The organism is Mesorhizobium sp. B4-1-1 (assembly GCF_006439375.1).
Classification (GTDB): domain Bacteria; phylum Pseudomonadota; class Alphaproteobacteria; order Rhizobiales; family Rhizobiaceae; genus Mesorhizobium.
The window spans coordinates 219880-245070 of the sequence record NZ_VFTH01000007.1; the positions used below are offsets into that span (position 1 = coordinate 219880).

General features: G+C 64.3%; 23 protein-coding genes and 2 pseudogenes. 13 read left to right on the forward strand and 12 right to left on the reverse strand.

The window, feature by feature from the left end; translation table 11 throughout:
• The first annotated feature begins 53 nt into the window (after nt 1-53).
• The 3 genes from efp (at nt 54) to FJW10_RS12935 (ending at nt 2124) form a co-directional block, all read left to right on the forward strand.
• On the forward strand, nt 54-623 hold the full coding sequence (efp, locus tag FJW10_RS12925) for an elongation factor P (RefSeq protein WP_140542739.1): 570 nt from the start codon (nt 54-56) through the stop codon (nt 621-623).
• Nucleotides 624-915: 292 nt separating this feature from the next.
• Nucleotides 916-1299: a VOC family protein gene (locus tag FJW10_RS12930; protein WP_140900383.1), complete on the forward strand. Its 384-nt coding sequence runs from the start codon at nt 916-918 to the stop codon at nt 1297-1299.
• Nucleotides 1300-1401: 102 nt separating this feature from the next.
• Nucleotides 1402-2124 (forward strand): DUF899 family protein, encoded by a 723-nt coding sequence (locus tag FJW10_RS12935; protein WP_140900384.1) that lies wholly within the window; start codon nt 1402-1404, stop codon nt 2122-2124.
• Between the two features lie 155 nt (nt 2125-2279).
• Here the strand turns inward: FJW10_RS12935 and FJW10_RS12940 are convergent, their stop codons facing one another.
• Nucleotides 2280-2945: a metalloregulator ArsR/SmtB family transcription factor gene (locus FJW10_RS12940; RefSeq protein WP_140900385.1), complete on the reverse strand. Its 666-nt coding sequence runs from the start codon at nt 2943-2945 to the stop codon at nt 2280-2282.
• A 112-nt stretch (nt 2946-3057) separates the two neighbouring features.
• On the opposite strand from FJW10_RS12940, the gene FJW10_RS12945 reads away from it, so the two are divergent.
• The 3 genes from FJW10_RS12945 to FJW10_RS12955 all read left to right on the forward strand — a co-directional run bounded on the left by FJW10_RS12945 (nt 3058) and on the right by FJW10_RS12955 (nt 6244).
• Complete coding sequence (locus tag FJW10_RS12945; RefSeq protein ID WP_140900386.1) at nt 3058-3789, forward strand: MBL fold metallo-hydrolase; 732 nt, start codon at nt 3058-3060, stop codon at nt 3787-3789.
• Nucleotides 3786-5048, forward strand: coding sequence for an MFS transporter (locus FJW10_RS12950; RefSeq protein ID WP_246674239.1), 1263 nt, complete (start codon nt 3786-3788; stop codon nt 5046-5048). Before FJW10_RS12945 ends, FJW10_RS12950 begins: the two co-directional genes overlap by 4 nt.
• A 107-nt stretch (nt 5049-5155) precedes the next feature.
• Complete coding sequence (locus FJW10_RS12955; protein ID WP_140900388.1) at nt 5156-6244, forward strand: acyltransferase family protein; 1089 nt, start codon at nt 5156-5158, stop codon at nt 6242-6244.
• A gap of 25 nt (nt 6245-6269) precedes the next feature.
• Here the strand turns inward: FJW10_RS12955 and FJW10_RS12960 are convergent, their stop codons facing one another.
• From FJW10_RS12960 to FJW10_RS12970, 3 genes are all read right to left on the reverse strand, one after another.
• Nucleotides 6270-6908: a DUF5074 domain-containing protein gene (locus FJW10_RS12960; RefSeq protein ID WP_140900389.1), complete on the reverse strand. Its 639-nt coding sequence runs from the start codon at nt 6906-6908 to the stop codon at nt 6270-6272.
• Between the two features lie 102 nt (nt 6909-7010).
• A complete protein-coding gene (locus FJW10_RS12965; RefSeq protein WP_140836825.1) occupies nt 7011-8015 on the reverse strand; it encodes an NAD(P)-dependent alcohol dehydrogenase in 1005 nt (334 codons plus the stop codon).
• A gap of 28 nt (nt 8016-8043) precedes the next feature.
• Nucleotides 8044-9264 carry a helix-turn-helix domain-containing protein gene (locus FJW10_RS12970; protein ID WP_140900390.1) on the reverse strand — a complete coding sequence of 407 codons (1221 nt, stop codon included), beginning with the start codon at nt 9262-9264 and terminating at the stop codon, nt 8044-8046.
• 121 nt (nt 9265-9385) lie between these two features.
• Here FJW10_RS12970 and FJW10_RS12975 point away from each other — a divergent pair, with 121 nt between their 5' ends.
• From FJW10_RS12975 to FJW10_RS12990, 4 genes and pseudogenes are all read left to right on the forward strand, one after another.
• Entirely contained in the window at nt 9386-10135 is a 750-nt protein-coding gene (locus FJW10_RS12975) for a DUF899 domain-containing protein (RefSeq protein ID WP_140900391.1), read from the forward strand.
• A 147-nt stretch (nt 10136-10282) separates the two neighbouring features.
• Nucleotides 10283-10474: pseudogene (locus FJW10_RS12980) on the forward strand (hypothetical protein); the annotation flags it as partial.
• A 191-nt stretch (nt 10475-10665) separates the two neighbouring features.
• A complete protein-coding gene (locus FJW10_RS12985; protein WP_140900409.1) occupies nt 10666-11688 on the forward strand; it encodes an aminopeptidase in 1023 nt (340 codons plus the stop codon).
• A 37-nt stretch (nt 11689-11725) separates the two neighbouring features.
• Entirely contained in the window at nt 11726-12391 is a 666-nt protein-coding gene (locus FJW10_RS12990) for a class I SAM-dependent methyltransferase (RefSeq protein ID WP_140900393.1), read from the forward strand.
• A gap of 14 nt (nt 12392-12405) precedes the next feature.
• On the opposite strand, the pseudogene FJW10_RS12995 reads toward FJW10_RS12990, so the two are convergent.
• A pseudogene (locus FJW10_RS12995) lies at nt 12406-12597 on the reverse strand (helix-turn-helix domain-containing protein); the annotation flags it as partial.
• A gap of 220 nt (nt 12598-12817) precedes the next feature.
• Between FJW10_RS12995 and FJW10_RS13000 the strand changes: the two are divergent.
• Nucleotides 12818-14278 (forward strand): phospholipase D-like domain-containing protein, encoded by a 1461-nt coding sequence (locus FJW10_RS13000; protein ID WP_140900410.1) that lies wholly within the window; start codon nt 12818-12820, stop codon nt 14276-14278.
• A 24-nt stretch (nt 14279-14302) separates the two neighbouring features.
• Nucleotides 14303-15112, forward strand: a complete 810-nt coding sequence (locus tag FJW10_RS13005; RefSeq protein ID WP_181177513.1) for an endonuclease/exonuclease/phosphatase family protein — start codon at nt 14303-14305, stop codon at nt 15110-15112.
• A gap of 11 nt (nt 15113-15123) precedes the next feature.
• On the opposite strand, the gene FJW10_RS13010 is transcribed toward FJW10_RS13005, so the two are convergent.
• The 5 genes from FJW10_RS13010 to FJW10_RS13030 form a co-directional block, all read right to left on the reverse strand.
• The gene (locus tag FJW10_RS13010) at nt 15124-17088 is read right to left on the reverse strand and encodes a glycoside hydrolase family 127 protein (protein WP_140900394.1); all 1965 of its coding nucleotides are present in this window, start codon (nt 17086-17088) and stop codon (nt 15124-15126) included.
• Nucleotides 17089-17106: 18 nt separating this feature from the next.
• Complete coding sequence (locus FJW10_RS13015; protein ID WP_140900395.1) at nt 17107-17964, reverse strand: carbohydrate ABC transporter permease; 858 nt, start codon at nt 17962-17964, stop codon at nt 17107-17109.
• Nucleotides 17964-18884, reverse strand: coding sequence for a sugar ABC transporter permease (locus tag FJW10_RS13020; RefSeq protein ID WP_140900396.1), 921 nt, complete (start codon nt 18882-18884; stop codon nt 17964-17966). Before FJW10_RS13020 ends, FJW10_RS13015 begins: the two co-directional genes overlap by 1 nt.
• A gap of 426 nt (nt 18885-19310) precedes the next feature.
• Complete coding sequence (locus FJW10_RS13025) at nt 19311-20558, reverse strand: sugar ABC transporter substrate-binding protein (protein ID WP_140900397.1); 1248 nt, start codon at nt 20556-20558, stop codon at nt 19311-19313.
• 75 nt (nt 20559-20633) lie between these two features.
• Complete coding sequence (locus tag FJW10_RS13030) at nt 20634-21683, reverse strand: LacI family DNA-binding transcriptional regulator (RefSeq protein ID WP_140900398.1); 1050 nt, start codon at nt 21681-21683, stop codon at nt 20634-20636.
• A 500-nt stretch (nt 21684-22183) separates the two neighbouring features.
• Between FJW10_RS13030 and FJW10_RS13035 the strand changes: the two genes are divergently transcribed.
• Nucleotides 22184-23437 (forward strand): outer membrane beta-barrel protein, encoded by a 1254-nt coding sequence (locus FJW10_RS13035; RefSeq protein WP_246674240.1) that lies wholly within the window; start codon nt 22184-22186, stop codon nt 23435-23437.
• Nucleotides 23438-23521: 84 nt separating this feature from the next.
• Here the strand turns inward: FJW10_RS13035 and FJW10_RS13040 are convergent, their stop codons facing one another.
• Entirely contained in the window at nt 23522-23809 is a 288-nt protein-coding gene (locus FJW10_RS13040; protein WP_140900400.1) for a hypothetical protein, read from the reverse strand.
• Between the two features lie 122 nt (nt 23810-23931).
• Nucleotides 23932-25191 (reverse strand): SdrD B-like domain-containing protein (locus FJW10_RS13045; protein ID WP_210239798.1); only part of this gene is annotated, 1260 nt, incomplete at its 5' end.

Sequence of the window (25191 nt, forward strand, 5' to 3'; positions counted from 1 at the left end):
CTTCGCGGAAATCGACGCCCGCAGGCCGACAAACTCGAATGGGATCGAATACCGTGGTCAAGGTCATCGCCAGTTCCTTACGCAAAGGCAACGTCGTCGATAAGGACGGCAAGCTCTATGTCATCCTCTTTGCCGAAAACATCCACCCTGGCAAGGGCACACCGGTGACCCAGCTCGACATGCGCCGCATCGGCGACGGAGTGAAGGTCTCGGAGCGCTACCGCACGACCGAAATGGTCGAGCGCGCCTATGTCGAGGAGCGCGAGCACACCTTCCTCTATTCCGACGGCGAAGGTTTTCACTTCATGAACCCGGAAAGCTACGATCAGGTCGTGGCCTCGGAAGCCGTGGTCGGTGATATGGCGCCCTATCTGCAGGAAGGCATGGCCGTGCAGCTCGCGCAGTTCAACGGCGTGCCGATCTCGCTGGTGCTGCCGCAGCGCGCCACCTTCGAGGTGGTCGACACCGAGCCGGTCACCAAGGGCCAGACGGCGTCTTCGTCCTACAAGCCGGCAATGCTCTCCAACGGCGTGCGCACCGCCGTGCCGCCGCATATCTCCGCCGGCACGCGCGTGGTGGTGATGACCGCCGACGGCTCCTATGTCGAGCGCGCCAAGGACTGAGAGTCCGCAGTTTCACAGCAGCCCAACCGCCATGGCCCGCCCGCGACCAAGCGGGCCATGGTACGGTTGTCCGCCGTCTGGATGTCAGGCCCTGACCGAAGCGAATTTACATTTGCCGCGACGTGAAGGGCAGCCGCGCTCAAATGTCGCCGTGCAACGACCGCGAGCCAATCCTGAAAGGCGCCGTACGTTTACCTCGGGCAAATGTTGCGCTCGAAAAGCGGACATGGCACTTCCCCGCGCGGCAGCTCTGACCTTGGCCCAAAAGCCCGGCTTGGCTAGAGTTCGAAAGATGCTGGACGCCATTCACCACGTCGCGCTTATCTGCACCGACTACGATCGGTCGCGACGATTCTATGTCGAGCTCCTAGGCCTGGACCTGATCCGCGAGGTCTATCGGGAGGACCGGCAGTCTTGGAAGGCCGACCTGCGGATCGGATCCGCCCAGTTGGAATTATTCTCCTTCCCTGACCCGGTGCCGCGGCCGTCTTATCCAGAGGCGACAGGGCTGCGGCACCTGGCATTTGCTGTGGGGAACATCGACCTCGTGATTGTGCGCCTGGAAGCCGCCGGCGTTGCCGTAGAGCCAATCCGGATCGACCCATATACGGATCGGCGCTTCACCTTCTTTAGCGACCCGGATGGACTGCCGTTGGAACTCTACGAAGCGCAATAAAGTACCGCTTAATACGACAGCCTGCGTATCGCGCGCAGCAGCGATCCAGGCGGAACCCCAAGGCGGGTGACCAGTTGAAAGGGATTGGAAAGGAGACACGTCATGGCCGACGGTTCCACCTTGCAACCCGCCGCTGCGATCGCTCACAAGAACCGCGCCCGCCAGCCGAACGAGAGCGTCGAGTACCGCAAGGCGCGCGAGGCCTTGTTGATCGAGGAGATCGAACTCAACCGCCACATCGCGCGCGTCGCCGCCCAGCGTCGCGCCTTGCCGCCTGGCGGCGAGGTGAAGGGCGACTATCAGTTCATTGGCGAAGCCAGTAGCGTGGCCGGCGCCAATCCCGTCGGCTTCGAGGAGCTCTTCGGCGATAAGGACACTCTGTTCGTCTACAACTGGATGTATGGCCCCAAGCGCCAGCGCCCTTGCCCAATGTGCACCGCGCTCCTGAGTTGCCTGGATGGCAACGCCGACCACCTCCGCCAGCGAATCGCCCTCGCCGTCGTCGGCCTTTCGGTCATCGAGCGGCAGATCGCCTTCAAGGTAGAGCGTGGCTGGAAGAACCTGCCTTTCTACGCCGACGTCAACGGGAATTTTAGCCGGGACTACCACGCGATCATGGACGATGGGACCGATACCGCCGCCGAAAACGTCTTCACCCGACGCGACGGAACCATTCGGCACTTCTGGGGCGCGGAGCTGGGTTTCGAGTCAGCCGATCCGGGCAAAGACCCGACAACCGAGCCGGACTTGATGATGCTGTGGAACGTCCTGGACTGGACGCCGGAAGGTCGCGGGACCGGCTGGTACCCGAAGATCACCTACTAAGCGGTCGAGATGGTTTGCCCGGAAAAGGGCGGAGACCTGCTTAATCGGCTCACGGCCCCGCTCAAGGCATTCGCCATGTTGTCACCAAGCGTCTGCAATTGGTGCTCAGCGGCCTATCCGCTTGCGAGCATTCCGCGCTGTCCAATTGGTCACGATCAGGCCGCCACTTCCACCGGCAGGCCGGCAGCTCTCCATTCCGGCATGCCGTCCTCCAGCCGGCGCGCGGAATGGCCGAGCGAGCGCAACGCCGCGACAGCCTCGAAGGACATCACACACCACGGGCCGCGGCAATAGGCGACGACCTCCCGGTCGGGAGCGACGGTGGCAGACCACGCCCTGACTTCCCCCAACGGCACATTGATTGCGCCCGGGACATGGCCGAGCGCGAATTCATCGGCCGGGCGAACGTCGACCAGCGTCACCAGCCCATCGCGCATCAGCGTCTGAAGCTCCTCGCGCGTGACCGGCCGCATGTCGTCGCGCGCGTCGAAATAGCCGCGCACGATGCGGTCGACCTCGGCAAGATGCCGCTCGGCGACGCCGCGCACCGAGGCGAAAGCGGAGAGCACGCTTTCATCCGCGAGTGCGTAGCGGACAAACTTGCCGTCGCGCTCGGCCGAGACGATGCCGGCGCGGCGCAGCGCCTGCAGATGCTGGGAGATGTTGGCGACAGGCTGGCCCAGCTTGATCGCCAGCGCCTCGACGCTGCGCGCGCCCTGCGCCAGATGCTCGATCATTTCCAGGCGCAGCGGATGGCCGAGCGCCTTGGCGACGATCGCGAACTGCTCGTACAGCGCCAGCTTCGGATTGCGGATTGACATCGCCTTTTTACTAACGCATCGTCATTCAATAGAATTATTGAATGACAGTTTCAGCTCGGACTGTCAAGCAGGGCACGCTGCCCGGCCGTTCGCCTGCTCGGAGGAAAAAGCGATGATTCTCAGACAGTTCCTGCATAGCGACCCGGTTGCCGCCTCCTACCTGTTCGGCTGCGGCGGCAAGGCTTCCGCGGCCGTGGTAGATCCGCTCGGCGACATCGCGCCCTATGTCGAGGCGGCGCGCGCGACCGGCATGCGCATCCTCTATGTCGTCGACACGCATATCCACGCCGACCATATCTCGGTGGGGCGTACGCTTGCCGAAGCGACCGGCGCCGAATACGTGCTGTTCGAAGGCGCTGCGGCCGACTTCCCATTCCGGCGCGTCAAGGACGGCGAGGTGCTGGAGCTTGGCAATGTGACGGCGACCGTCATGCATACGCCGGGCCACACGCCGGAACATTTGAGCCTTTTGGTCACCGACCGGACGCGATCGACCGAACCCTGGTTCGTGCTCACCGGGCACACGCTGATGGTCGGCGATCTCGGCCGCACCGAGCTTGCTTCAAGCGCCGAGGACGGCGCCCGCGCGCTCTACGCCAGCGTGCGCCGCCTGAAGGAATTGCCCGATCACATCGAGGTGCTGCCCGGTGCCTATTCCGGTTCTGTCTGCGGCCGCTCGCTGAGCGGCAAGCCGACATCGACCATCGGCTTCGAACGGCGCTTCAACAAGGCCTTCCGCATCGAGGACGAGGATGAGTTCGTGGCCGCCATGACCGCCGACATCCCTCCTCCGCCGCCGCAGGCAGCGCGGACCCGGGCCGTCAACGCCGGGGTGAAATCTTGAGCACAGCGGCGCCCGCCGTCGCGCTTGGCCTCAAGGCCAACTGGAAGCAGTTTTCGCTGCTGGTGCTGATCAACGCCTTCGTCGGCGGCATGGTCGGCATCGAGCGGACCGTGGTGCCACTGATCGGCGCGGAGGAGTTCGGCGTTGCCTCGACCACGCTGGTCGTGTCCTTCATCGTCAGCTTCGGCGTGGTCAAGGCATGCGCCAATCTCGTCTCCGGCCAGCTCGCCGACAGATGGGGCCGCAAGCGCGTGCTGATCCTCGGCTGGCTGTTCGGCCTGCCGGTGCCGTTCATCATCATCTCAGCACCGAGCTGGGGCTGGATCGTCGCCGCCAACGCGCTGCTCGGCTTCAACCAGGGCTTCGCCTGGTCGATGACGGTGATCATGAAGGTGGACCTGGTCGGGCCGAAGTCGCGCGGGCTCGCCGTCGGCCTCAACGAGTTCGCCGGCTACCTCGCCGTCGGCGTGACCGCATTCCTGACTGGCTACCTCGCGAGCCGCTACGGCTTTCGTCCCGTGCCGATCTATCTCGGCGTCGGCTACGCGATCCTGGGTGCCGCGCTGTCGATCCTGCTTGTGCGCGACACGCGCGAGCATGTGCGGCTGGAGCTGGCGAACCATCCGAAAGCAGCTTCGCCGCTCGGCTTCCGTGAGATCTTCATGCGGACCTCGTTTGGCGATCGCAACCTGTTCGCGGCCTCGCAGGCCGGCCTGGTCAACAATCTGAACGACGGCATGAGCTGGGGGCTGTTTCCGCTCTTCTTCGTTGCCAACGGGCTCGGCATCGAGCGCATCGGCATCCTCAAGGCGGTCTATCCGGCGGTGTGGGGCATCTTCCAGGTCGCGACCGGGCCATTGAGCGACCGCTGGGGCCGCAAGGGACTGATCGTCGCCGGCATGTGGGTGCAGGCGGCGGGGCTTCTCACCACCGCCATGACGCGCGATTTTGGCTGGTGGCTGCTAGCGAGCCTGCTGCTGGGCCTCGGCACGGCGATGGTCTATCCGTGCCTGATCGCGGCGGTGTCGGATGCATCGCACCCCTCCTGGCGGGCGCGCTCGCTCAGCGTCTACCGTTTCTGGCGTGATCTTGGCTATGCGATCGGGGCGCTGTCGGCAGGCCTGATCGCCGACTTCTTCGGCTTTTCCGCGGCGATCGGGGCAATCGCGGCGCTGACCTTCCTGTCGGGTGCGATCGTCGCGATAGCGATGCGCGAGACGCGCGTCGCCGCCCTGGTTTCAGCGTCGGACGATGGTTAACATCGGCCCCGGGCAAGGCTTCCGTTTACGATATCGTAAGCTTGTTGCTGCGGGGCACGCGCCCGTCCGCTACAATTGCGGCAGTTGAATTTTCCTCGAGATCGCGCATGAGCAACCCGAACCGCATGCCGTGGGTGGATACGGCTAAGGGCCTGTCCATCCTCCTGGTGGTGATGATGTACTCGGCCTACAACACCGGTGAATACACCGGCGGCGTCGGCTTCCTGCATTATGTCATCGGCTTCGCGACGCCCTTCCGCATGCCGGAATTCTTCCTGATCTCGGGCCTGTTCCTGTCGCAGGTGATCGACCGGCCATTGCGCCGCTATGTCGACCGCCGCGTCGTTCATTACCTCTATTTCTATGTGCTTTGGGCGATCATCTCGATCGGGCTGAAGATCGGCATCTTCAGCCGCGACCCCGCCGGCATGCTGCACGATCTCGCGATGGCCGCCGTCCAGCCCTACGGCGTCCTGTGGTTCATCTACATGCTGGCGGTTTTCGGGATCGTCATACGACTGCTGCGGGAGCTTCGCGTGCCGCACTGGATCGTCATCTTGGCTGCCGCCGCGCTGCAGATGTGGGCGCCGAAGCCGGACAGCTACGCGCTCGAGCAGTTCGCGGCCTATTTCGTGTTCTTCTATCTCGGCTTCGTCCTGGCGCCGCTGATATTCCGGCTGGTCGAATGGACACAGGCTCGCCCGGCGATCGCCGTTGCGGGCCTGCTTGCCTGGGCGCTCGTCAACGGCGTGCTCGTCTATTCGCCGGGCTACGCCGTGCAGCCGGTCGGCATGCAGATGGGCCTGGCGGCATGGCCGCCGCTGCATCTGTCGCTTGCCGTCGCCGGCGCGGTGGCGCTCTGCGTCGCCGGTGGCTTGCTGTCGAAATTCGCCTCGATGGAATGGCTGCGCTGGCTCGGCGAACATTCGCTGGTCGTCTATGTCGCCTTCACCATCCCGATGTCGATCTTCCGCGGCGTCATGCTGGCAAGCGGCCTTCTGACCGACACCGGCATGCTGAGCCTCGCCGTATTGCTCGTCTCGGTCGTCAGCCCGGTGGTGCTCTACTTCATCATCAAGCGCATCGGCTTCGGTACCTTCCTGTTCGAGCGGCCGGCCTGGGCGCATGTCGACGGGCCGAACGCCGCCAAGGCCTCCAGCAAGCCCATGCCGCGGCCGGCACGCGAGGCGGCCTGACCGGGCCGCCCCTTCCGCCGGTCCGTTACTTGCCGCCGTGTCCCGGACGCTTTGCGGCCTTGATCTTGCCGCTGCTCCCGCCGCCGCAGAAGAAACAGCCGCCGCCGTCCGATTCCAGCCCCGACACGCCGGAGGGCATCGCGAGTTCCTGCAGCACGCCGCCCGTGTCGGGATCGACGCGCACCAGATCGCCCTCCTCGCCCTCCCAGGTGGCATGCCAGAGCTCGCCATCGACCCAGGTGACGCCGGTGACGACGCGCTTCGATTCGATCGTGCGGATCACCTTGCCCGTTTCAGGATCGATCTGATGGATCTTGTGTGCCCGGTATTCGCCGACCCAGAGCGAACCCTCGGCCCAGGCCATGCCTGAGTCACCCCCGTTGCCGGGGGCAGGAATGGTTGCGACGACCTTGCCGATCTTCGGGTCGACCTTGTGGATACGATCCTCGGCAATCTGGTAGAGATATTCGCCGTCGAAGGCAGTACCGGCATGCGAGGCGACATCGATCGTACGCACGATCATGCCGCTGTCGGGATCGAACGCGTTCAGCTTGTCGCCACTGGCGAACCAGACATTTTCGCCGTCATAGGTAACGCCGTTGACGCGCTCGACGCCGGGGAACGGTCCGTATTCACGCAGGATCTCGGCAGCGGCTCGTTTCATTTTCCAAATCTCCATTGGTCTCTTGTGTCAGCTTCGACTCTAGCCGCCCGGCTGCAAACCTGAGAGTAACAACACAGTCGCGAATTTACCGAAGCCGGCACCTTAAAGTTCGACGCAGACCTTGCCGAAATGCTTTTGGCTCTCATACGACCTGAATGCCGAAGCAATTTCGTGCAGCGGAAAACTGCGACCGATCACGGGCCTGAGGCCATTGACCGTTATCGCCCGGATCATGTCTTCCTGGTCAGCCCTGTTCCCGATGGAAATTCCACTAACGCGGATCTGATTGGAAAACAGCGCCGGGATCGACACTTCTCCGGCGAAGCCGGTCAACACCCCGATCAGAGCGATGTGACCGCCTATCCTGCAAGCCGTTATCGACTGGGCCAGCGTGCCTGGACCGCCGACCTCGACTACATGATCGACACCGCGCCCATCGGTCAGGTCCCTCGCCTTGCTCCCCCAGTCCGGCACGGCCTTGTAGTTGATGAGAGCATCGGCGCCGAGTCGCCGTAGCTTTTCGAGTTTCGCATCAGAGGAGGATGTAGCAATAACACGAGCACCAGCCATCTTGGCGAACTGCAGCGCGAACAGCGACACGCTGCCCGCGCCAAGGATCAGCACCGTATCGCCGGGCTTCACCTGACCGCACACCACCAGGCCTCTCCAGGCAGTGACCCCGGCGCAAGTGAGTGTAGCCGCCTCCACGTGGGTGTAGCCCGCCGGCGCTTTCGTGAAAGCCTGCCAGGGCATGCACGCATACTCTCGTGCATAGCCATCGAGATCGTCGCCCAATTCGCCCCGCTTGTTCGCGCGCGAAGCCTCGCCGCCCAGCCAATCGGGCCAATAGCAACTGACGACGGCATCGCCGGCCTTGAATGCTTCGACACCGTCCCCGACAGCAACCACCTCGCCCGCGCCATCGGATAGCGGAATACGACCGTCGGCGCAGGGCTTCTTGCCCGTGACAACCATGCTGTCGTGGAAATTCAGCGAGCACGACCGGATCCGGACCAGCAACTCTCCCGGTCCGGCTTCGGGCCGATCCTCTTCGACCAGTTCCAGTTTTTCCAGGCCGCCTGGCGCCCGCAATCTGATCAGCTTCATGACGTCTCCTCGATCCAGTGTCGGGAAACTAGTCGCTGGGCAGCGGACCCGGGAGTAACAACACAGTCGGGAATCCGGTCACCGGCGGCATCATCCAACGGCGCGCCCGGCCGCGGCCGACGGCCTGCACCTTGTGTTCGGCCGAAAGCTGCTCCAGCGCGCGCTGGACGGTGCGCGCGCTGGCGCCAAGCGCGATCGCCAGAGCCGAGCTCGACCAGGCCTCGCCGTCGGTCAGGAAGGCCATCACCGCACCATGCTCCGCCTCGACCGGCGGCGCCAGCACGACGACTTCAGCGGCGCTGGCCGGCGTGAGCGTGAAACCGGCGGCCGTCGCGTTGATTTCTGCCAGCCCGGCGAGCTCGGCGCGCAGCCGTCCCATCTCGACCCTGAGCCGCGCGCGATGCGATTCATCGGCGTGCCTGGCGCGAAAGGCGCGCCTCAGCAGCACTTCGCGCGAGGCATCCGCCGGCCATGCCTCGGCAAGCGTGCGCGCCAGCGCGAACAATACAGGCCGGGTCGCAAGCGAAACGACCGCGTCGGCCTGGCGCACGACGTTGCGGCAGGCATCGACGACCAGCGCGCCCGAACTCAGCAGCGCTTCGACCTCGTCGAGCAGCAGTTCTTTCTCGGTGCCGCGCGCGATCAGCCGGCCGACCGGCGTGTTCAGCACCAGGGACGCCGCTTCGACTTCGGCCTTCAATGCCGGGATGTTGGCTTGATAGGCGGCAAGCGATGCCCGGCCGAAGGCCGAGCGCGCCGCCTTGGTCCTGAGGCGGCGGACGGCTATGCCGGCGGCTGCCAGTTCGTGCGCGACGCGCGCCACCGGCGGCAGCGGCGCCGGATCGAAGTCCGCCAGCAGGCGCTCGGCCTCGTCGAGGCGGCCGATCAGGATGAGGCGGCGCGCCTCAAGGCTGCCGGCATAGGCAGCGTTCAGCCGGTCGCCACGCGCGGCGAGCGTCGCACGGGCGGATCGCAGAGCCTTCTCCGGCCAGCCAAGGTCGCGCGAGACCAGCGCGATCTCGGCCTCGGCGACGACGCAACGCGCACGCGCTACCGCCTCCCTCGGGCTGAAGGCGCGGGCGGCGTCCTTCAGCAACGCCTTGGCCTTGGCGAAATCGCCGAGCTGCGCCATGGCGATGCCGCGCAGCGCCAGCGCCGGCGCATCGTCGCGCAGCGCGACGCGCTTCAAGGCGCCGAGCGGATCGCCCGCGGCAAGCGCGCGGCCGGCGGCGTTGATCAGCGAGTCCATGCCGCCGCCTCAAAGCCCGCCGCAGCAAATCGCGCCACACTTGTAACTCTCACCATCGCCGGATGCGGCCCTATGTCTGTCCCCGTCACCCCCAACCAAACCCAAGAACGGGACAAGAGCAATGACCCAACACATGAAGACACCGCCGGTCGTTTCGCAGGAAGCGTGGGAAGGCGCCTATGAAGAGATGTTGGTGAAGGAAAAGGCCGTCACCCGCGCCCGCGACGCTCTGGCCGCCGAACGCCGCCGCATGCCGTGGATGGAAGTCAAGAAGGACTATGTGTTCGAAGGCCCGAACGGCAAGGCGAGCCTGCTCGACCTCTTCGAAGGCCGCCGCCAGCTCGTCGTCTACCGCGCCTTCTTCGAGCCCGGCGTCTTTGGCTGGCCCGAACATGCCTGCCGCGGCTGCTCGCTCGGCGCCGACCAGGTCGGCAACCTCGCGCACCTCAACGCCCGCGACACCACGCTTGCCTATGCCTCGCGCGCGCCGCAGGCCGACATCCAGCGGCTGAAGGAGCGCATGGCCTGGAAGATGCCCTGGTACACCATCACCGACAGCTGGGATAAGGATTTCGGCGTCGACGAATGGCACGGCCACAACGTCTTCATCCATGACGGCAAGCGCATCTTCCGCACCTATTTCGTCAACAACCGTGGCGACGAAGCGTTCGGCACCGTGTGGAGCTATCTCGACGTCACGCCGCTCGGCCGTCAGGAGGTGTGGGAGGACTCGCCCGAGGGCTATCCGCAGACCCAGACCTACAAATGGTGGAACTGGCACGACAGCTACGAAGCAGGCGCCGCGCCCGACCAGAGATGGGTCGAGGTGTCGGATGCCGGTGAAGCCGCGTTCCGCAACAAGAACGCCTGAGCATGAAGCGGAACCGGCGGCGTGGAGTTTCGCCGCCGGAGCCGATCGCTTCGCCCTTGTTCCTATGGGCTTGAAACCTGCCCGCTTCAGAAGGTGGATATCATGAGCATCGACTCCCCTCGCCCGGCCGGCCTGAGCGGTTTCGGCCTCGCCGACTGGCTCTGTCTCGCCGCGGCGCCGACCTTTGCAGCAATGGCGTTGCTGACGGCTGCCTATGGCGGCCACGACATGATGTGCATGTCGGGCGCCTCGGCGCTCAGCGGCATGGTGCCGATGTATCTCCTGATGGCAGCGTTCCATCTCGCGCCGTGGCTGCGGCTGGTGGCGCGGCGAGGGTGAGATCTTCGTTTAAGCGCCGTATTGCCTGATCACCGCTGCGAAATCGAGTGTCCGGCCCGCTGCCCTCCAGGTCTTGACGAAAATAGACGCGCCTGAGACACGGGAGCAAATGGAGACATTTGCTCCATGGGAGATGAGCAGGCGGTGGGCAAGCTGTGAAGCGCGTTTTTCGATTGCTTGCCGCTGCGATCATGGCGTCCGGCGTGACCGGGTGCACCAGCATTTCCTACTATGCGCAATCCTTGGAAGGCCATGTCGGGATTATGGCCGCGCGCAAGAATGTTGCGAAGCTGATCCATGATCCTTCGACGCCAGAGGCGTTGCGCGCCAAGTTGACCTCGGCCAGCGCCATACGTCGCTTTGCCACGGAAGAACTGGCGCTGCCCGATAACAGCAGCTATCGCAGTTATGTCGACCTCGGTCGGAACGACGTGACCTTGGCGGTCTTTGCCGCACCGCAATTCTCTCTCGCGCCGGTAACATGGTGCTTTCCGGTGTTCGGCTGCGTTCCCTACAAGGGCTATTTTTCGCGCAAGGACGCGCTCGGAAATGCCGCTGAACTGCAGCGGCAGGGGCTGGACGTCTATGTGACAGGCATCACGGCCTATTCCACGCTGGGCTGGTTCAGCGACCCGCTGCTCAGCACCATGCTGCGTCAGAACGACAGCTATCTGGCAAGCCTTGTCTTCCATGAGCTGGCGCATCAGAAAGTCTATGTGAACGGCGACTCCGCGTTCAACGAGGCTTTCGCGGTTGCCGTCGAAACCACCGGTACGAGGAAATGGCTGCGCGCCACCGGCAATCGCGCCGGATTGCGCAGTTACGACGTCGATCGCAAGCGCAAGGCGGATTTTCTCGGACTGATATCGAAAACCCGGGACGAGTTGAGCCAGGTCTATGGAAGCCCGCGCAGCCCGGAGCGGATGGCGGCCGCCAAAGCCGCCACGATCGACAGGTTGCGGATACGCTACCGGCAAATGCGCGGCAAGCGATGGGCCGGATACCGCGGATACGACGCCTGGTTCGATAGCCCGATCAACAACGCAAAGCTTGCCGCGACCGCCGTCTACAGCGAAGAGGTTCCGGCGTTTCTTCGCTTGCTCGACTTGTGCTCCGGCGACTATCCAAGGTTCTACGCCTCTGTTCGGCGGATCGGGGCTTTGCCCGCGCCTTCACGTGCCGAGGCGCTTAGAACCGTGGCTGCGTGTCATTGACCATGTAAGGAACTCGGCATCCGGAGGCCGCGCGGACATGTTGGACAACTATGAGGTGGACAGGTTCGGCGTGATCCACCAGATCGACTTCACGCCGATCAAATACGACAAGAAATACATTTCCTACTACGAGGACCTGAGCGACCGGACCATCAAGCTCGGCTATCAGCGGCTTGGCTGGGTGCTCGGCATCACCGGGGAGATTCCTCGTTCCGTGCTGGAAATCGGATATGGCACCGGCACATTCATCGAAGCCGCCAAGATAACCGGCGTCGCCGATTGCGCCGGCTGCGATATCGCTGAATTCCCACTGCCCAAGGGTGTCCGCTTCGTCGATTGGGATGAGGCGCTCGCCGGCGCCTGGGACCTCGTCGCCATGTTCGACGTGCTGGAGCACATCCCCGATCTCGGCTTCCTTTCCCGGCTTCAGGCCCGCCACCTGGCTGTCGCCGTCCCCTATTGCCGCTGGCGCGAGCTCGGCGCCGAGGGCGACGCGTGGTTCGCCAAATGGCGCATGCGCCTGCCCAACGAGCACCTGCATCACTTCGACCGCGACTCGCTGGTGGCGCTCCTCGCGGCCAACGGCTTCGAGTGCGTGACGCTGAACTGCTTGGAGGATGGGATCAGGCTGCGGCCCGGCGAAGCGGGTCCGAATATTCTGTCGGGCTTCTTCAGGAAGCCAAAGGCCCCTGAAGCCGGCTGAGCGCCAATGGCGGACTACTCCGCCCAGGCGAGCTCGCCCAGGTGATGACGGACCCAGTTCATCTCCTCAGAAGCCGTCCGTCCAAAATGCCGCTTGAAGTCGCGGCTGAACTGAGCCGCGCTCGCATAGCCGACCGAAGCCGCGAGCTGAGCGATCGTGCCCTTGCATACGATCATCAGTCTTGCCTCGTGCAGCCGCATCGCTTTCGGAGTGGCTCCGTTCGGCGTTCGGGTTACAGCCGCCTGCCCCGGCTCTTTCCGGACGGACTGGGCCCGGGCGCTCTATGCCTGGGAAAAGACGGGGCCGGTCGCGGAACTGGCCGAGCGCATGACCACGGTTCTTGCCACCCGGTCTCAGGTATCCGAAGGAGCGCGGGAACAACCCACCCGCATTGCCTTCCGCGCCGGCTCGCACAATAGTCGGCCGATGTTCGAGGCGATTGCGAGTCACTGGTCGACGCTTATCCTGATCCTGTCGCTGGCGATGGCGGCGGTGGGGATCGTGCATGCCATCATGACGAAGGAGGACGTGCGCGCGGCCACCGGCTGGGTGGGCGTGATGCTCTTGTCTCCCTTTCTCGGCGCGATCATCTACGCCATCGCCGGCATCAACCGCATCCGCCGCGCGACGATCAGCGCCATGCGTCCCGTTTCAAGCGAGGCGGCCGCCGCCAGGCACGATCGCGACGTCGCGCTCGAAGCCTTGATCAGTGCCGAATACGGCCAGCGTTTTACCGGACTGAAGACGCTTGGCGACAGGGTGGCGCGGCGTCCGCTCACATCGGGAAACACCATCGCCGTGCTCAAGACCGGCGACGAGGCCTATACGGCCATGTGCCGGGCGATCGACGCGGCGCAAAGAAGCGTGCTGCTCGAAACCTATATCTTCGACAATGACGCGGTGGGCGCGCTTTTCGTCCAGTCGCTGGGCAATGCCGTCAAGCGCGGCATCACCGTGCGGGTGCTGATCGACGCCGTCGGCGTGCGCTACTCGGTGCCCAGCATCCTGAAGCAGCTCAGGGAAACTGGCGTCACCGTCGATCTCTTCAACGGCAACATCGTCATGGGCCTGAGACTTCCTTATGCGAACCTCAGGACCCACAGGAAGATCCTGATCGTCGACGGCACGCTGGCGTTCACGGGAGGCATGAACATCCGCAAGGGATTCTCGGCCGAATTCGCCGGTTCCGACAGTTCGCGCGACACGCATTTCGAAGTCACCGGGCCGGTGGTGGCCGATCTGTTCTCGGTTGCCGCCGAGGACTGGCGCTTTGCCGGCAACGAGGCCCTGAAAGACGGGCCCTGGCAGGTCGAGCGCGCGGTGCCGCCGCCCGGACAGCCGATGCTGGTGCGCGCGGTGGCGACCGGACCGGACGCGTCCAACGAAACCAATCTCAAGCTGCTGATGGGCGCATTTTCGGTGGCCCGCAAATCGATCCGCATCATGTCGCCCTATTTCCTGCCGGACCGCGAATTCATCAGCGCGCTGACCACGGCCGGCCGGCGCGGCGTCGAAATCGACATCGTCGTGCCGGCGGTGAACAATCTCTTCCTCGTCGACCATGCGATGACGGCGCAGTTCGACCAGGTCTTGAAGCACTATTGCCGCGTCTGGCGCCATGAAGGCTCGTTCGACCATTCCAAGCTGATGGCGATCGACGGCGTGTGGGCCTATGTCGGCTCCTCCAATCTGGACGCCCGCTCGCTCAGGCTGAATTTCGAGATCGACATGGAAGTCCTGGATGAAAACTTCGCCGCCGAGATCGACGCCCGCATCGCGGCGGCCATCTCCACGGCCCAGCCGGTGACGCTGCAGACGCTGAGGGAAAGGCCGTTCATAATCCGCGTCTTCGACCGTTTGCTGTGGCTGGGATCGCCCTATCTTTAGAGCAGGAAATCGAGCGCCGGGATCATGGAGATAGACGACATCAAAGGACGCAGCCTGCCCGAGACCGTGCTGCTCTCGATCCGCGGCAGAAGCGCGCGCAAGGCGAGGGCGACGCCGCGCAAGCGCGTCAACGGCGCCGAGATCGTCGTTGCCTCCTACAACGTCCACAAATGCATCGGCACCGACCGCAGGTTCGATCCGGATCGGACGGCGCGCGTCATCCGCGAAATGAGCCCCGACGTGATCGCGCTGCAGGAGGCCGACAACCGCTTCGGCGACAGGGCCGGGCTGCTCGACCTTGCCCGCCTCGAACTGGAGACGGGGCTGGTGCCGGTGCCGGTCAGCGGCAACGGCAAGGGGCATGGCTGGCGCGGCAATGTGCTGTTGTTCAAGCGCGGCAGCGTGCGCGACGTCCATCAGATCAAGCTGCCGGGGCTGGAGCCGCGCGGCGCGCTGGTCGCCGAGATCGATCTCGACGAGAAACGGTCGCTGCGCGTCATTGCCGCCCATCTCGGCCTGCTGCGCCGCTCGCGCTCGGAACAGGCCCGCGTCGTGCTCGACATCATGAACAGCGCCGACGAAAGGCCGACGCTTTTGCTCGGCGACCTCAACGAATGGCGGCTCGGCAACCGCTCGGCGCTGAACACGCTGCACACGACCTTCGGCCCGACGCCGCCGGCGGTGCCGACTTTCCCATCCGGCCTGCCGGTGCTGGCGCTCGACCGCATCATGGGCAACCGGCACGATCTGGTCTCGGCGGTCGAGGCGCATGACACGCCGCTGTCGCGCGTTGCCTCCGATCATTTGCCGCTGACGGCCTTCGTGCATCTTTGAGATAGGCTGCCCTACCCCTCCCTTAGCCAGACCAGCATCTCGCCGGGGTCGCGGTTGTCCCAGGCGAAATAGGGAACGGCCTTGAGCTTCGTCTCCTTCGTCGCCGGCGGTTCGGGGCGATAGAGATCGTGACCCCAGTTCTTCGTTTCGGCCCGGCTGCCGACGGCCGAAAGCGTGACCACGCCGCCGAGCAGGGTCGGCTCCTTGTGCGCCTCGAGCTTGGCCGTGCGCGATAGCGCTATGCGATGCAGCTCGCCGCCATTGTCGGTTTCCTCGACGCAGTAGATCAGTGGGCCGCGCGCCAGCGCGACGCGGCCGATGTCCTGCCGCACCTGCGGGTTGGCGAAGAGGCGCGCCATCGACATTTCGAGATCGAGCTCGACCTTATCGCCCTGTCGCCATTCGCGGCGGATCGCGGCATAGCCGTCGGCCGTCGCCGCTTCGAGATCGACCAGCTTGCCGTTGATCCGAAGCGCTGCCTTGCGGCACCAGGCAGGCACGCGCAGATGAAGCGTGAACGCAATCGGCGCCTCCGGCCCGACCTCGATCGCGACCGCGCCATCCCAGGGATAGTTGCAGGTCTGGACCAGGGTAACCTGCCGGCCGGCGATCTCGAAGCGCGCGGTCGAATCGCCATAGAGGTGGACCGCCAGCGCATCGTCGGCGAGTCCGTAGAAATAGCTGCCGATCGAGGCCACCATGCGGCCGATATTGGGCGGGCAGCACGGGCAGCGGTGCCATTTCCAGCGATGGTGGCCGCCCCGGCTCTCCAGCGGGTTCTCGTAGAAGAACAGCGAGCCGTCGAGCGACAGGCCCGAGATCGAGCCGTTGTATAAAGCGCGCTCCATCATGTCGGCGTAGCGCGCGTTCGGACCCATGCCCAGCATGCGACTCGCCCAAAACACCAGCCCGACCGAAGCGCAGGTCTCGGCATAGGCGGTCTCGTTGGGCAGGTCGTAGTCGTTGGTGAAGCCTTCATTGTCCGCCGACGGACCCAGACCGCCGGTGACGTAGAGGCTTTTCGTCGTGAGATCGTCCCACAGCCGCTCGAGCGCCACCTTGAGCGTGTCGTCGCCATATTCGGTCGCGATGTCGGCCATGCCGGAATAGAGGTACATGGCTCTCACCGCATGGCCTACCACCTTGTCCTGCTCGCGCACCGGCTTGTGCGACTGGTTGTATTCGTAGGTCTTGAAGTGGAAATCCTTGGGGTCGGCGCCGCGCGCCAGCGCCTCCTCGTCGAAGTAATGCGGCTGCTGGCCGCGCTGGTCGATGAAGTATTTAGCCAGCTTCATATACTTGTCATTGCCGGTGACGCGGGCGAGCCGGACCAGCGCCAGCTCGATCTCCTCATGGCCGCAATAGCCCTTCCGCTTGCCGGGCTCGGGACCGAAGGTGTCGGCGATATGGTCGGCGTAGCGGCTCATGATGTCGAGCAGCTTGCGTTTTCCCGTCGCCTGAAAGTAAGCGACGGCGCCCTCGATCAGATGGCCGGCGCAGTAGAGCTCGTGGCAGTCGCGCAGGTTCGTCCAGCGCAGGCCGGGCTGGATGCGCTGGTACCAGCTCGACAGATAGCCGTCCTCCTGCTGCAGCTTGCCGTACATGTCGATGACGGCGTCGATCTTCTTTTCCAGATCGGGATTTCGGCGGCGGTAGAGCGAATAGGCCGCGGTCTCGATCGTCTTGCCCCAATCGGAATCCCAGAACATCTGGGTGGTCACGGTGCGCGCGGTAAAGCCGTCGCTGACATGGAAGGGGATGACGACGCCCGGCGACGGCACGTCCGGATCGATCTGCTCCAGCATGCGGGCCTCGACACAGCGGTCGTAGAGGATTCCGGCGGTCCTGGCGGCGACAGCATCGACACGGTCGCCCCAGAAGCCGCGGACATCGACCTGCGGCACGGGAAGCGGCCGGAAGGCAAGCTTAGGCCTGGCGGAGGTGCCGGTCTGCGCGGCGGGCTGCGATGCGGTCATGATTTCACTCCATTCGAATTACTTGACGGCCCCGGCCATCAGGCCGCGGATGTAGAAGCGCTGCAGCGCCAAGAACAGGATCAGGCAGGGCACCATCATCACCGTGACGCCGGCCTGCACGGCGCCCCAGTCGATGGCGCCGAAGCGGCCGGACTGAAGCGCCGTCATCATCACCGGCAAGGTGAATTTGGACTGGTCGGTCATCAGCACGAGTGCTGCCAGGAACTCGTTCCAGGCGCCGAGGAAGGCGAACAGCGCGATGGTGACGACGCCCGGCCAGACCAGCGGCAGCATGACCTTCACCAGCATGGTGACGTTGTTGGCGCCGTCCATGCGCGCGGCCTCCTCGATCTCGCGCGGCACGGCGTCGAAGGCGTTGCGCATCATGAAGATCGAGAACGGCAGCTGCAGCGTGACATAGACGCAGACCAGCCCGGTCAGCGTGTTGTGCAGGCCCAGTTTCGTCAGCACCAGGAAGATCGGCGTCAGGATCGACTGGAACGGGATCATGATCGTCGACAGGATGAGGACGAAGAAGAAATCCCGGAACGGAAAGCGGAAGCGCGAAAACCCGTAGCCGGCGAGCACGCTGACCAGAACCGAGAGCAGCACCGTCATCACCGAGACATAGATGCTGTTCTGCGCCGAGACCCAGAGCCCGTCGCCGAAAGAGTTCAGCGTCTGATAATTCTCGATCGAGAAACCGGTGGTCGGCCAGGGCGGCAGCGGCGGCTGGCGCGCTTCCTGCGCCGGTTTGAAGGTCGACAGCACCGTCCATACGATCGGCGCCAAAAACAGCACCGAGGCGATGATGCCGGTCGAGTGCCTGGCGAGGCTGAAGGCCGCTTTGCGGTTTTGCGACATCGCCTCGGCCATCAGTCGAGCCCCTCGGGCTTGCGCAGCAGCCAGAGCTGGATGAGGCTGAGCGCCACCAGGATGACCAGCAGCACCATCGAGAGCGCGGCACCGTAGCCGAGCTTGAACGAGACGAAGGACTGGTTGAAGATCCAGTAGACCGCCGTCAGCGTCTGGTTGCGCGGGCCGCCGCGCAGGATGATGTAGAACTGGTCGAAGGCGAGGATCGAGCCGGCGACCGACAGGATCAGCGCCAGCGCCAGCGTGCGGCGCATCAGCGGCAAGGTGATCGCCCTGAACCTGGCGAACGGGCCGGCGCCATCGATGACGGCGGCCTCCTGCAGATCCTGCGGGATCGATTGCAGGCCGGTCATCAGGATGATCATGGTGAAGCCGGCGACCTTCCAGACCACCATGGCGATGATCGACCAGAAGGCCGGCTGGAAGGTGGCGAGAAGATTGACCTTCTTGCCGGTCAGGCCGAGGTCGAAGGCGGCCGGGCTGAACAGACCGGAATCGACATTCAAGAGCCATGACCAGAGCAGGCTCGCCGACGCGAAGCCGACCACCGCCGGCATGAAGAAGGCGGTGCGGTAGAGATTGGTGAGCGGGCGCGGCCGCTCGATGAAGATCGCCAGCGGGAAGGCGACGGCGAAGATCGCGATGGTGACGATCACCGTATAGTAGAAGGTGAATTTCAGCGCATTCCAGAAGCGCATGTCGCGCAGGATGGCAAAGTAGTTGTCGAGGCCGATGAAGGAATGCTCGCCCATCAGCGGCCAGTTGTGCAGCGACATCCACGCCGTCATGCCGAGCGGGATGACGAAGAAGACGGTGACCAGGGCGACGGCCGGCAGGACATAGACCAGGCCCACCCATTGCCCGCGGCTGACGCTGATGCGTGCGCGGACGGGCGCGGAGGCGGCTGTGATGGCGGTCATTGTAGCACCTCCCCTTCCCCCCTTGTGGGGTGAGCAGCCGGTTCACCGTAGGTGAATTCATCGTGCCACTGGCACGATGAAAGGCCGGCGAACGCCGGAACGCTGCGAAGCAGCGGGGATCCGGCCGGGGGTGGACCGGGCACCGCCCGGCCCTTCGCAGGTTCAGGGCGTTCGAAGCTCGAAAGGCCAGGCAATTGGCTTTTCGTCCGCTGCGCGGACCGCTTCTGACCCCACAAGGGGAGAAGGGGGAGCGAACCTCGCGGCGCCTCAAATTGGATGCTGGTGAGAGTGTGCTTTCTCAACGCGTCAGTCCCTGCCATTCAGCGATACAGTCCCCGGCCGCCCGACCAGGGAGACGGGGCGGGCGGCCGGTCAGAGCCTTGGCGGCGAGGCGTTGCGCGATCCTCGCCGCCGGCTGGCCCTGGTCTACCTGTTCGGCGCCTGGTCGATGATCGACTGCATCGTCTCCTGCGCATTGGCGATGGCGCCGTCGACGTCGTCGCCGAAGAAGACCTCGTTGATCATCTGCGTCCACGGCCCGTTGGCGGAGTTGATCAGGTCGTTGAACACCACCGAATAGGGCGTCCTGCCCTTGGCCATCGCCTCGGCCGCCACCTGGTAGCGCGGGTCGAGATCCTTCAGCGCATCCTTGGCGATGTCGTTGCGCACCGGCAGGCTGCCATATTTGGCGAGGATGGTCTGGCCCTCGAGCGAATAGGCGAAATCGAGGAATTCCTTCACCACGGCGATCTTCTTGGTGCCCTTGGTGACGACGAAATTGTCGCCGCCGGCGAAGGATGACCAGCCGCCATCCTTGCCCGGCAGGAAGGTGATGCCGTAGTCGACGTCCGGGTACTGCGTGTTGAGCGCGCCGATGGCGAAGGCGCCCGACGGCGAGATGCCGATCTTGCCGCCGGCGAAGGCGGCGAAGAAATTGGCGCCGGTGTCGGTCTGCGCGCCCTCGGGCACCAGCCCTTTCTTGACCATCGAGCGGTAGAGGTCGATCGCGCCGCGCAGCTGCGGGCTGTCGAGCGTCGCCTTCGAACCGTACTCGGACAGGATGTCGCCGCCCGAGGCCCAGATCAGCGGCGTGAAGGTGAAGATGTTGCAGCCGCCGCAATTGCCGGAGAAGTAGAAGCCCTTGATGTCGCCGCCAAGCGCGTTGACCTTTTCGGCGTCGGCCTCGATCTCGGCCCAGTTGGTCGGGCCCTTCTCAGGGTCCAGCCCCGCCTGCTTGAACAGCTTCTTGTTCCAGATCAACACCGAGGCGTCGGCCGAGAACGGCAGGCCGTAGATGCGGTCCTTGTAGGTGCCGGTCTTCACATGCGCCGGCGACAGGCTCGAAAAATAAGGCAAGGATTTCGCCCAGTCGGTGATGTCTTCCAACTGGCCGGCAGCGGCGAAGGACGGCGTGTAGATGAGATCCAGCGAGAGCGCGTCGGGCGCCGTGCCGCCGGCGGCGGCCGCGCCATATTTCGGGATGATCTCGGCGTTGGGGATGATGTCGAGCTTGACCTGGTCCTTGTTCGCCTTGTTGAAGGCGTCGACGATGCGCGGCATGAAGTTCGAGCCGTCGGCGCGCACCCAGATGTTGGCGGTCTCGGCGGACGCCGCCTGCAGGCCGCCGCCGATGACGGCCGCGGCCAAGGCCAGCTTGGCAAACATGGTCTTCACGTTACTCCTCCTCATGGTTCTCCTCCCTGTTCTGGCCACGCCGCCCGGCTTGTTCGGGCGCGCGGCCTTGTTACTTCATTGCGGCGGACTGCCGCATGACTGACGCATCACCAGCCGGCACGGCAGTTTCCTGATGCCCGGCGCGGCCGGATGGCCCTCGACGAGCGAAAGCAGGGCAAGCCCGGCCTCGCGCCCGAGGCTCGCCAGGTTCATGTCGACGGAGGTCAGCGGCGGACGCGTCGCCTCGGCCACGATCTCCCAATTGTCGAAGCCGATGACGGCGACATCGTCGGGCACGCCAATGCCGCGCTCGCGCAGCGCATCGATGACGCCGCGGGCGATCTGGTCGTTGCCGCAGAAGACGGCGTCCGGCCAGGCTTCCCTGCCGGCCTTCCCGAACAGTCTTGCCACTGCATCGTGACCCCAAGCTTCCGACCAGGCGCCGAGCAGCGGCTCGCTCAAGGCCAGGCCGTTCTCGTTCAGAACGTCGCGATAGGCCTCGGCCCGCATATGCACCACCGCGAAGCTCGCCGGTCCGGTGACATGGGCGATGCGCCGCCGCCCGACCCGCACAAACTGCTCGACCGCCAGCCGCGCGCCGCCGGCGTCGTCGGAGACAAGGCCGACCGCGCCGGGATCGGGCTGGGTGAAGGCGTAGACGACCGGAATGCGCAGGTTGGAGAGATCGACCGGCAGATGGCGGTCGATGCGTTTTCCGGTGGCGACGATACCGTCGACGCGCTTGTCGAGCATGGCCTCGACATGCAGTTGGCCAAGCCGCTGGTCGTCTTCGACATTGCACAGGAACACCGACACGCCCTTGTCGACCAGCGCATCCGAAACGCCGGCCATCAGCGGCAGCGAGAAGCGGCCATAAGTATCGTTGGTGAGCAGCCCGACGGTGAAGGAGCGTTTTCGCAACAGGCTCTGCGCCAGGCTGTTCGGCCGGAAGCCGAGCAGCCGCGCCGTCTCGCGGATGCGCTCGCGCGTCTCGGCGGTCATGCGTCCCTGCCCGTTCAGCGCCTTGGACGCCGTCGCCACGCTGACGCCGGCCGCGGCCGCGACCTCGCGCAGCGTGACCGGCGGCTTGGCGGAAACTGGCGCTGGCTCGGCGTCGGTGGACATGGGCGCGGCGGATTCCCTTAACTGAGAAAAGGTTTTCTCTTATCGCCCCGCGCTGTGATGACGGGTGAGGTCAGCGGGCGCGGAGCGAGTTGGGAAAAGGTTTTCTCAGGCGGAGATTAGGGAATGTTGGCGGGGTTGGCAAGGGGGGATGACCAGGATCGAGACGAGGGCAAGATCGCCCAGGAGTGAGCGCCAGATCTCGGTCATGACTTTCCAGCTCCTTTTCCCGATAGATACCGGCAAAACCTGTCCGAGGTCTAAAGGATCTCCGCATCGACCCCGCTGGAGTGATTGCAGCGGTCCGGCTGGCCATTTTTGGGAGCATCGCCTGTTTGTGCCTGTCGTTGCGGCAGTTTGCCCATGGGTGTGGCATTTCTGCCACCACAAATTTCAACAACTCCTGCTAGAACCTCGTCGGGTTTAAATTGGGGTTATGGGCTATGCTTACTCGCTTTTCCGCGAAATCTGTTTTGTTGGGGGCGGTTTCGGCCGTCGCTTTGATGTCGGCCGCGCATGCCGCCGACGTGATCCAGGAGCAGGCGGCTCCCGGCTTCAACTGGAGCGGCGTCTATGTCGGCTTCGGCGTCGGCGCCGGCGCCAATGTTCACAAGCTCAGCAGCGATTTCGCGCCTGGCGTTTCGCTTAACGGCATCGGCGGCGAAGGCATCTTCGGCCAGGCGACCGTCGGCTACGACCATATGGTCTCGCAGCGCTTCCTGCTCGGCGGTTTGATCGACGCGCATGTCGGCACGATCAAGACTTCGCTTGACCTCGCTGGGCTGAGCGCGGACATCAAGGAAACCTATGGCTTCGACGTCGGCGTGCGCGCCGGTTACCTGCTGACGCCGAGCACGCTGGGCTATGTTCTTGGCGGCTACGCCTGGCAGAAGTACAAGCTCGACACCAATGCCGGTTTCGGCATGGATTGGGATCAGGGCGGCTACTTCGTTGGCGCCGGTGTCGAAACGGCGATCAACAACAACTGGACTCTCAAGGGCGAGTATCGCTACACGCGCTTCAGCACCAACGACAGCTTGCTCTCGGATGCCGGGCTGAATGCTCCGGACGGCGCGCTCAACCTCGATACCTCACGCCACACCTTCGAAGTAGCAGCCAGCTATCGCTTCAACGCCAATGATGGCGGCGCGGCCAGCTTCGAGACGCCTTCCTACAACTGGACTGGCTTCTATGTCGGCGGTGGGCTCGGCGCCGGAGCGGTCGTGCATCAGATCGAGATTCCGCCACTGGGCGGCGCCAAGTTCAACGGCCTCGGCGGCGAAGGCGTGTTCGGCGAGGCCAGCATCGGCTACGACCAGGACATGGGCAGCTGGGTGGTCGGCGGCCTGGTCGACGCGCGTCTCTCCGGCATCAAATCGAAGCTTGATCTGGGTGGCATCCTGGGCGGTGTCGACTCGATCAGCCTCAACGCCGACTATGGTTTCGACGTGCTCGGCCGTATCGGCATGAAGGTCAACGAGGCGACCTTGGCTTATGCCCTCGCAGGCTATAGCTGGCAGCACTTCAAGCTCGACGCTCCGGCACCGCTCGACGTCGATTGGGGCTCCAGCGGCTTCTCGGTCGGCGCGGGCCTGGAAACCGCCCTGTCGGACAAGATGACCGTGGGCATCGAATACCGTTACTCGCAGTTCGAGAAGGAAGACTTCTCGGATGCATTCCCGATCCCGAGCGGTCTAGCGACGGCGACCCCGTCCTTCCACACCGTGCGCATCGACGCCAAGTACAAGTTCAACTAAGCAAAGGCCTCCAGCCAAAGCAAAAGAGCCCGCCGATTGGCGGGCTTTTCTTTTATAGATCGCCTCACAGCGGGTTTTGCTTAGTCAGGACGGTTGTTGCCGGTTCTGTTCGACCGGATGCACCTTTCCGGCCTGCGTCAGTCGTGCCATGACCGCGGTCATCTGATTATAGAGATCGACGAAACCTGCCGGCGGCATCGACAGTTGTCCGACGACGACACGATTGATGTTGGCGCGCTCTGCGGCATCGATGCGGTCCGAGTAGAGGGTAAGGCGCAGCACATCCTGACGGAAACTTATGGCCAGCGCGCCGTCGCAAAAAATCTCCGGCGCATCGGGCCGGTCGATGATCTTCTCAACGCGCTGGTTCATATCGGCCCTCTTTGCCCTTTCTCGAATTTGATCGCGCGCGCCCGACGTCGAACGCCTACTGCGCGCGGACCGAGGGCGAGATGAGCTCGCCCTCGATCGGTGTCTGTATGCGCACGGCTCCATCAAACGTGGAGCTGCAGGTAGCTGCCCGAATAATTCAGCACCGACGAGAGAATGCCGAAGTGATCGCCCTCGTCCTGCGTCGTGAAGACATGCGACTGGTTCAGCGACATCATCATGTTGTTGCCGGTGGCGCCGTCGGTCGTGGCGTTCATGTCGGCAAAGATTTGGGCGCCGGACGGCACGCCCCCAACCGAGCTTTGCCAGGCGGCGCTGCTTGCCTTGACCGTCTTGGTGAAGCCGTCTTTGCCCGGTTCCGTGGCGTTGTTGTAGTTGAGCACATAAGCATCGGCGGGGGTTATCTGGTGGTCGCCGTTGGTGTCCTGCTGCGTCGCGCCGCCGTTTGCGATCAGCCAGTCTCTAATATTGGCAATCATGCCGTCCGGAGTCTGGAAGTCCGGAACACCAGATCCGTTCAGCAGCGTGGTGATCGCATAGCGGACGAAATCGCCGAGCTTGTCGCCGCCGGTGCCGTTGGCCCCGCCGACGATCTCGCGGGCATCATCCCATTCGATCACCAGGGACTTGCCGCTGGCATCCGTGAACAGCAGATCCTTGTGGCCGTCTTTGTCGACATCGAGGTTGCCGGGCAGATTGTTGGCGATGTCCAAGGCCGAGATCGTGCCGGCGGCAGCGAGCTTGGAGGCGAGAGAGACGCCCTTGCCGTCCACGCCGCCATTGCTGTTGTCGGGGCCGCTGATCGGAGCATCCCAGACATATTCATGATTGTACCAGAAGCCGGGCGTGAGCCCGAGGGCGCCAAGCTTGTGGTTGCCGAAAGTCAGCGCGTTGTCGACATTGACCTCTGTGTGAAGCGAGTCGAGCTGCCCCTCCTCCCCCGCAACCGCGACCAGTTCCTGGCCGCTGAGCACGGTAACGGTCGTGGTGGCATCGCCGACACCGTCCTTATTGTGATCGACAGTCGCCGCCCAGGTCGTTCCATCCATGAACAGCTCGGAGATCGTGTAGGTGCCGGGATGGAGGTTGCCGAACGAGAAGAAGCCGTTCGCGTCGGTCAGGGTTGTGAGCGTGTCGATCGTGCCGTTGCCGTCCACATCGCCCTTCAACTGAATGGTGATGCCCGCCATCGGGGTATCGGAGCCATCGTATTTGCCATTGGCATCCAAGTCCTCGAACTTGAAGCCATGGATGGAACCCGGCACGAAGTTGGCAAAATTCAGGCCGGTCTGGTCGGTACCCGAGGTGCCGGTGATGGTGTAGCCGGCATTGCCCAGCGTCTGCACATAGCCGTTCGGCAGGAC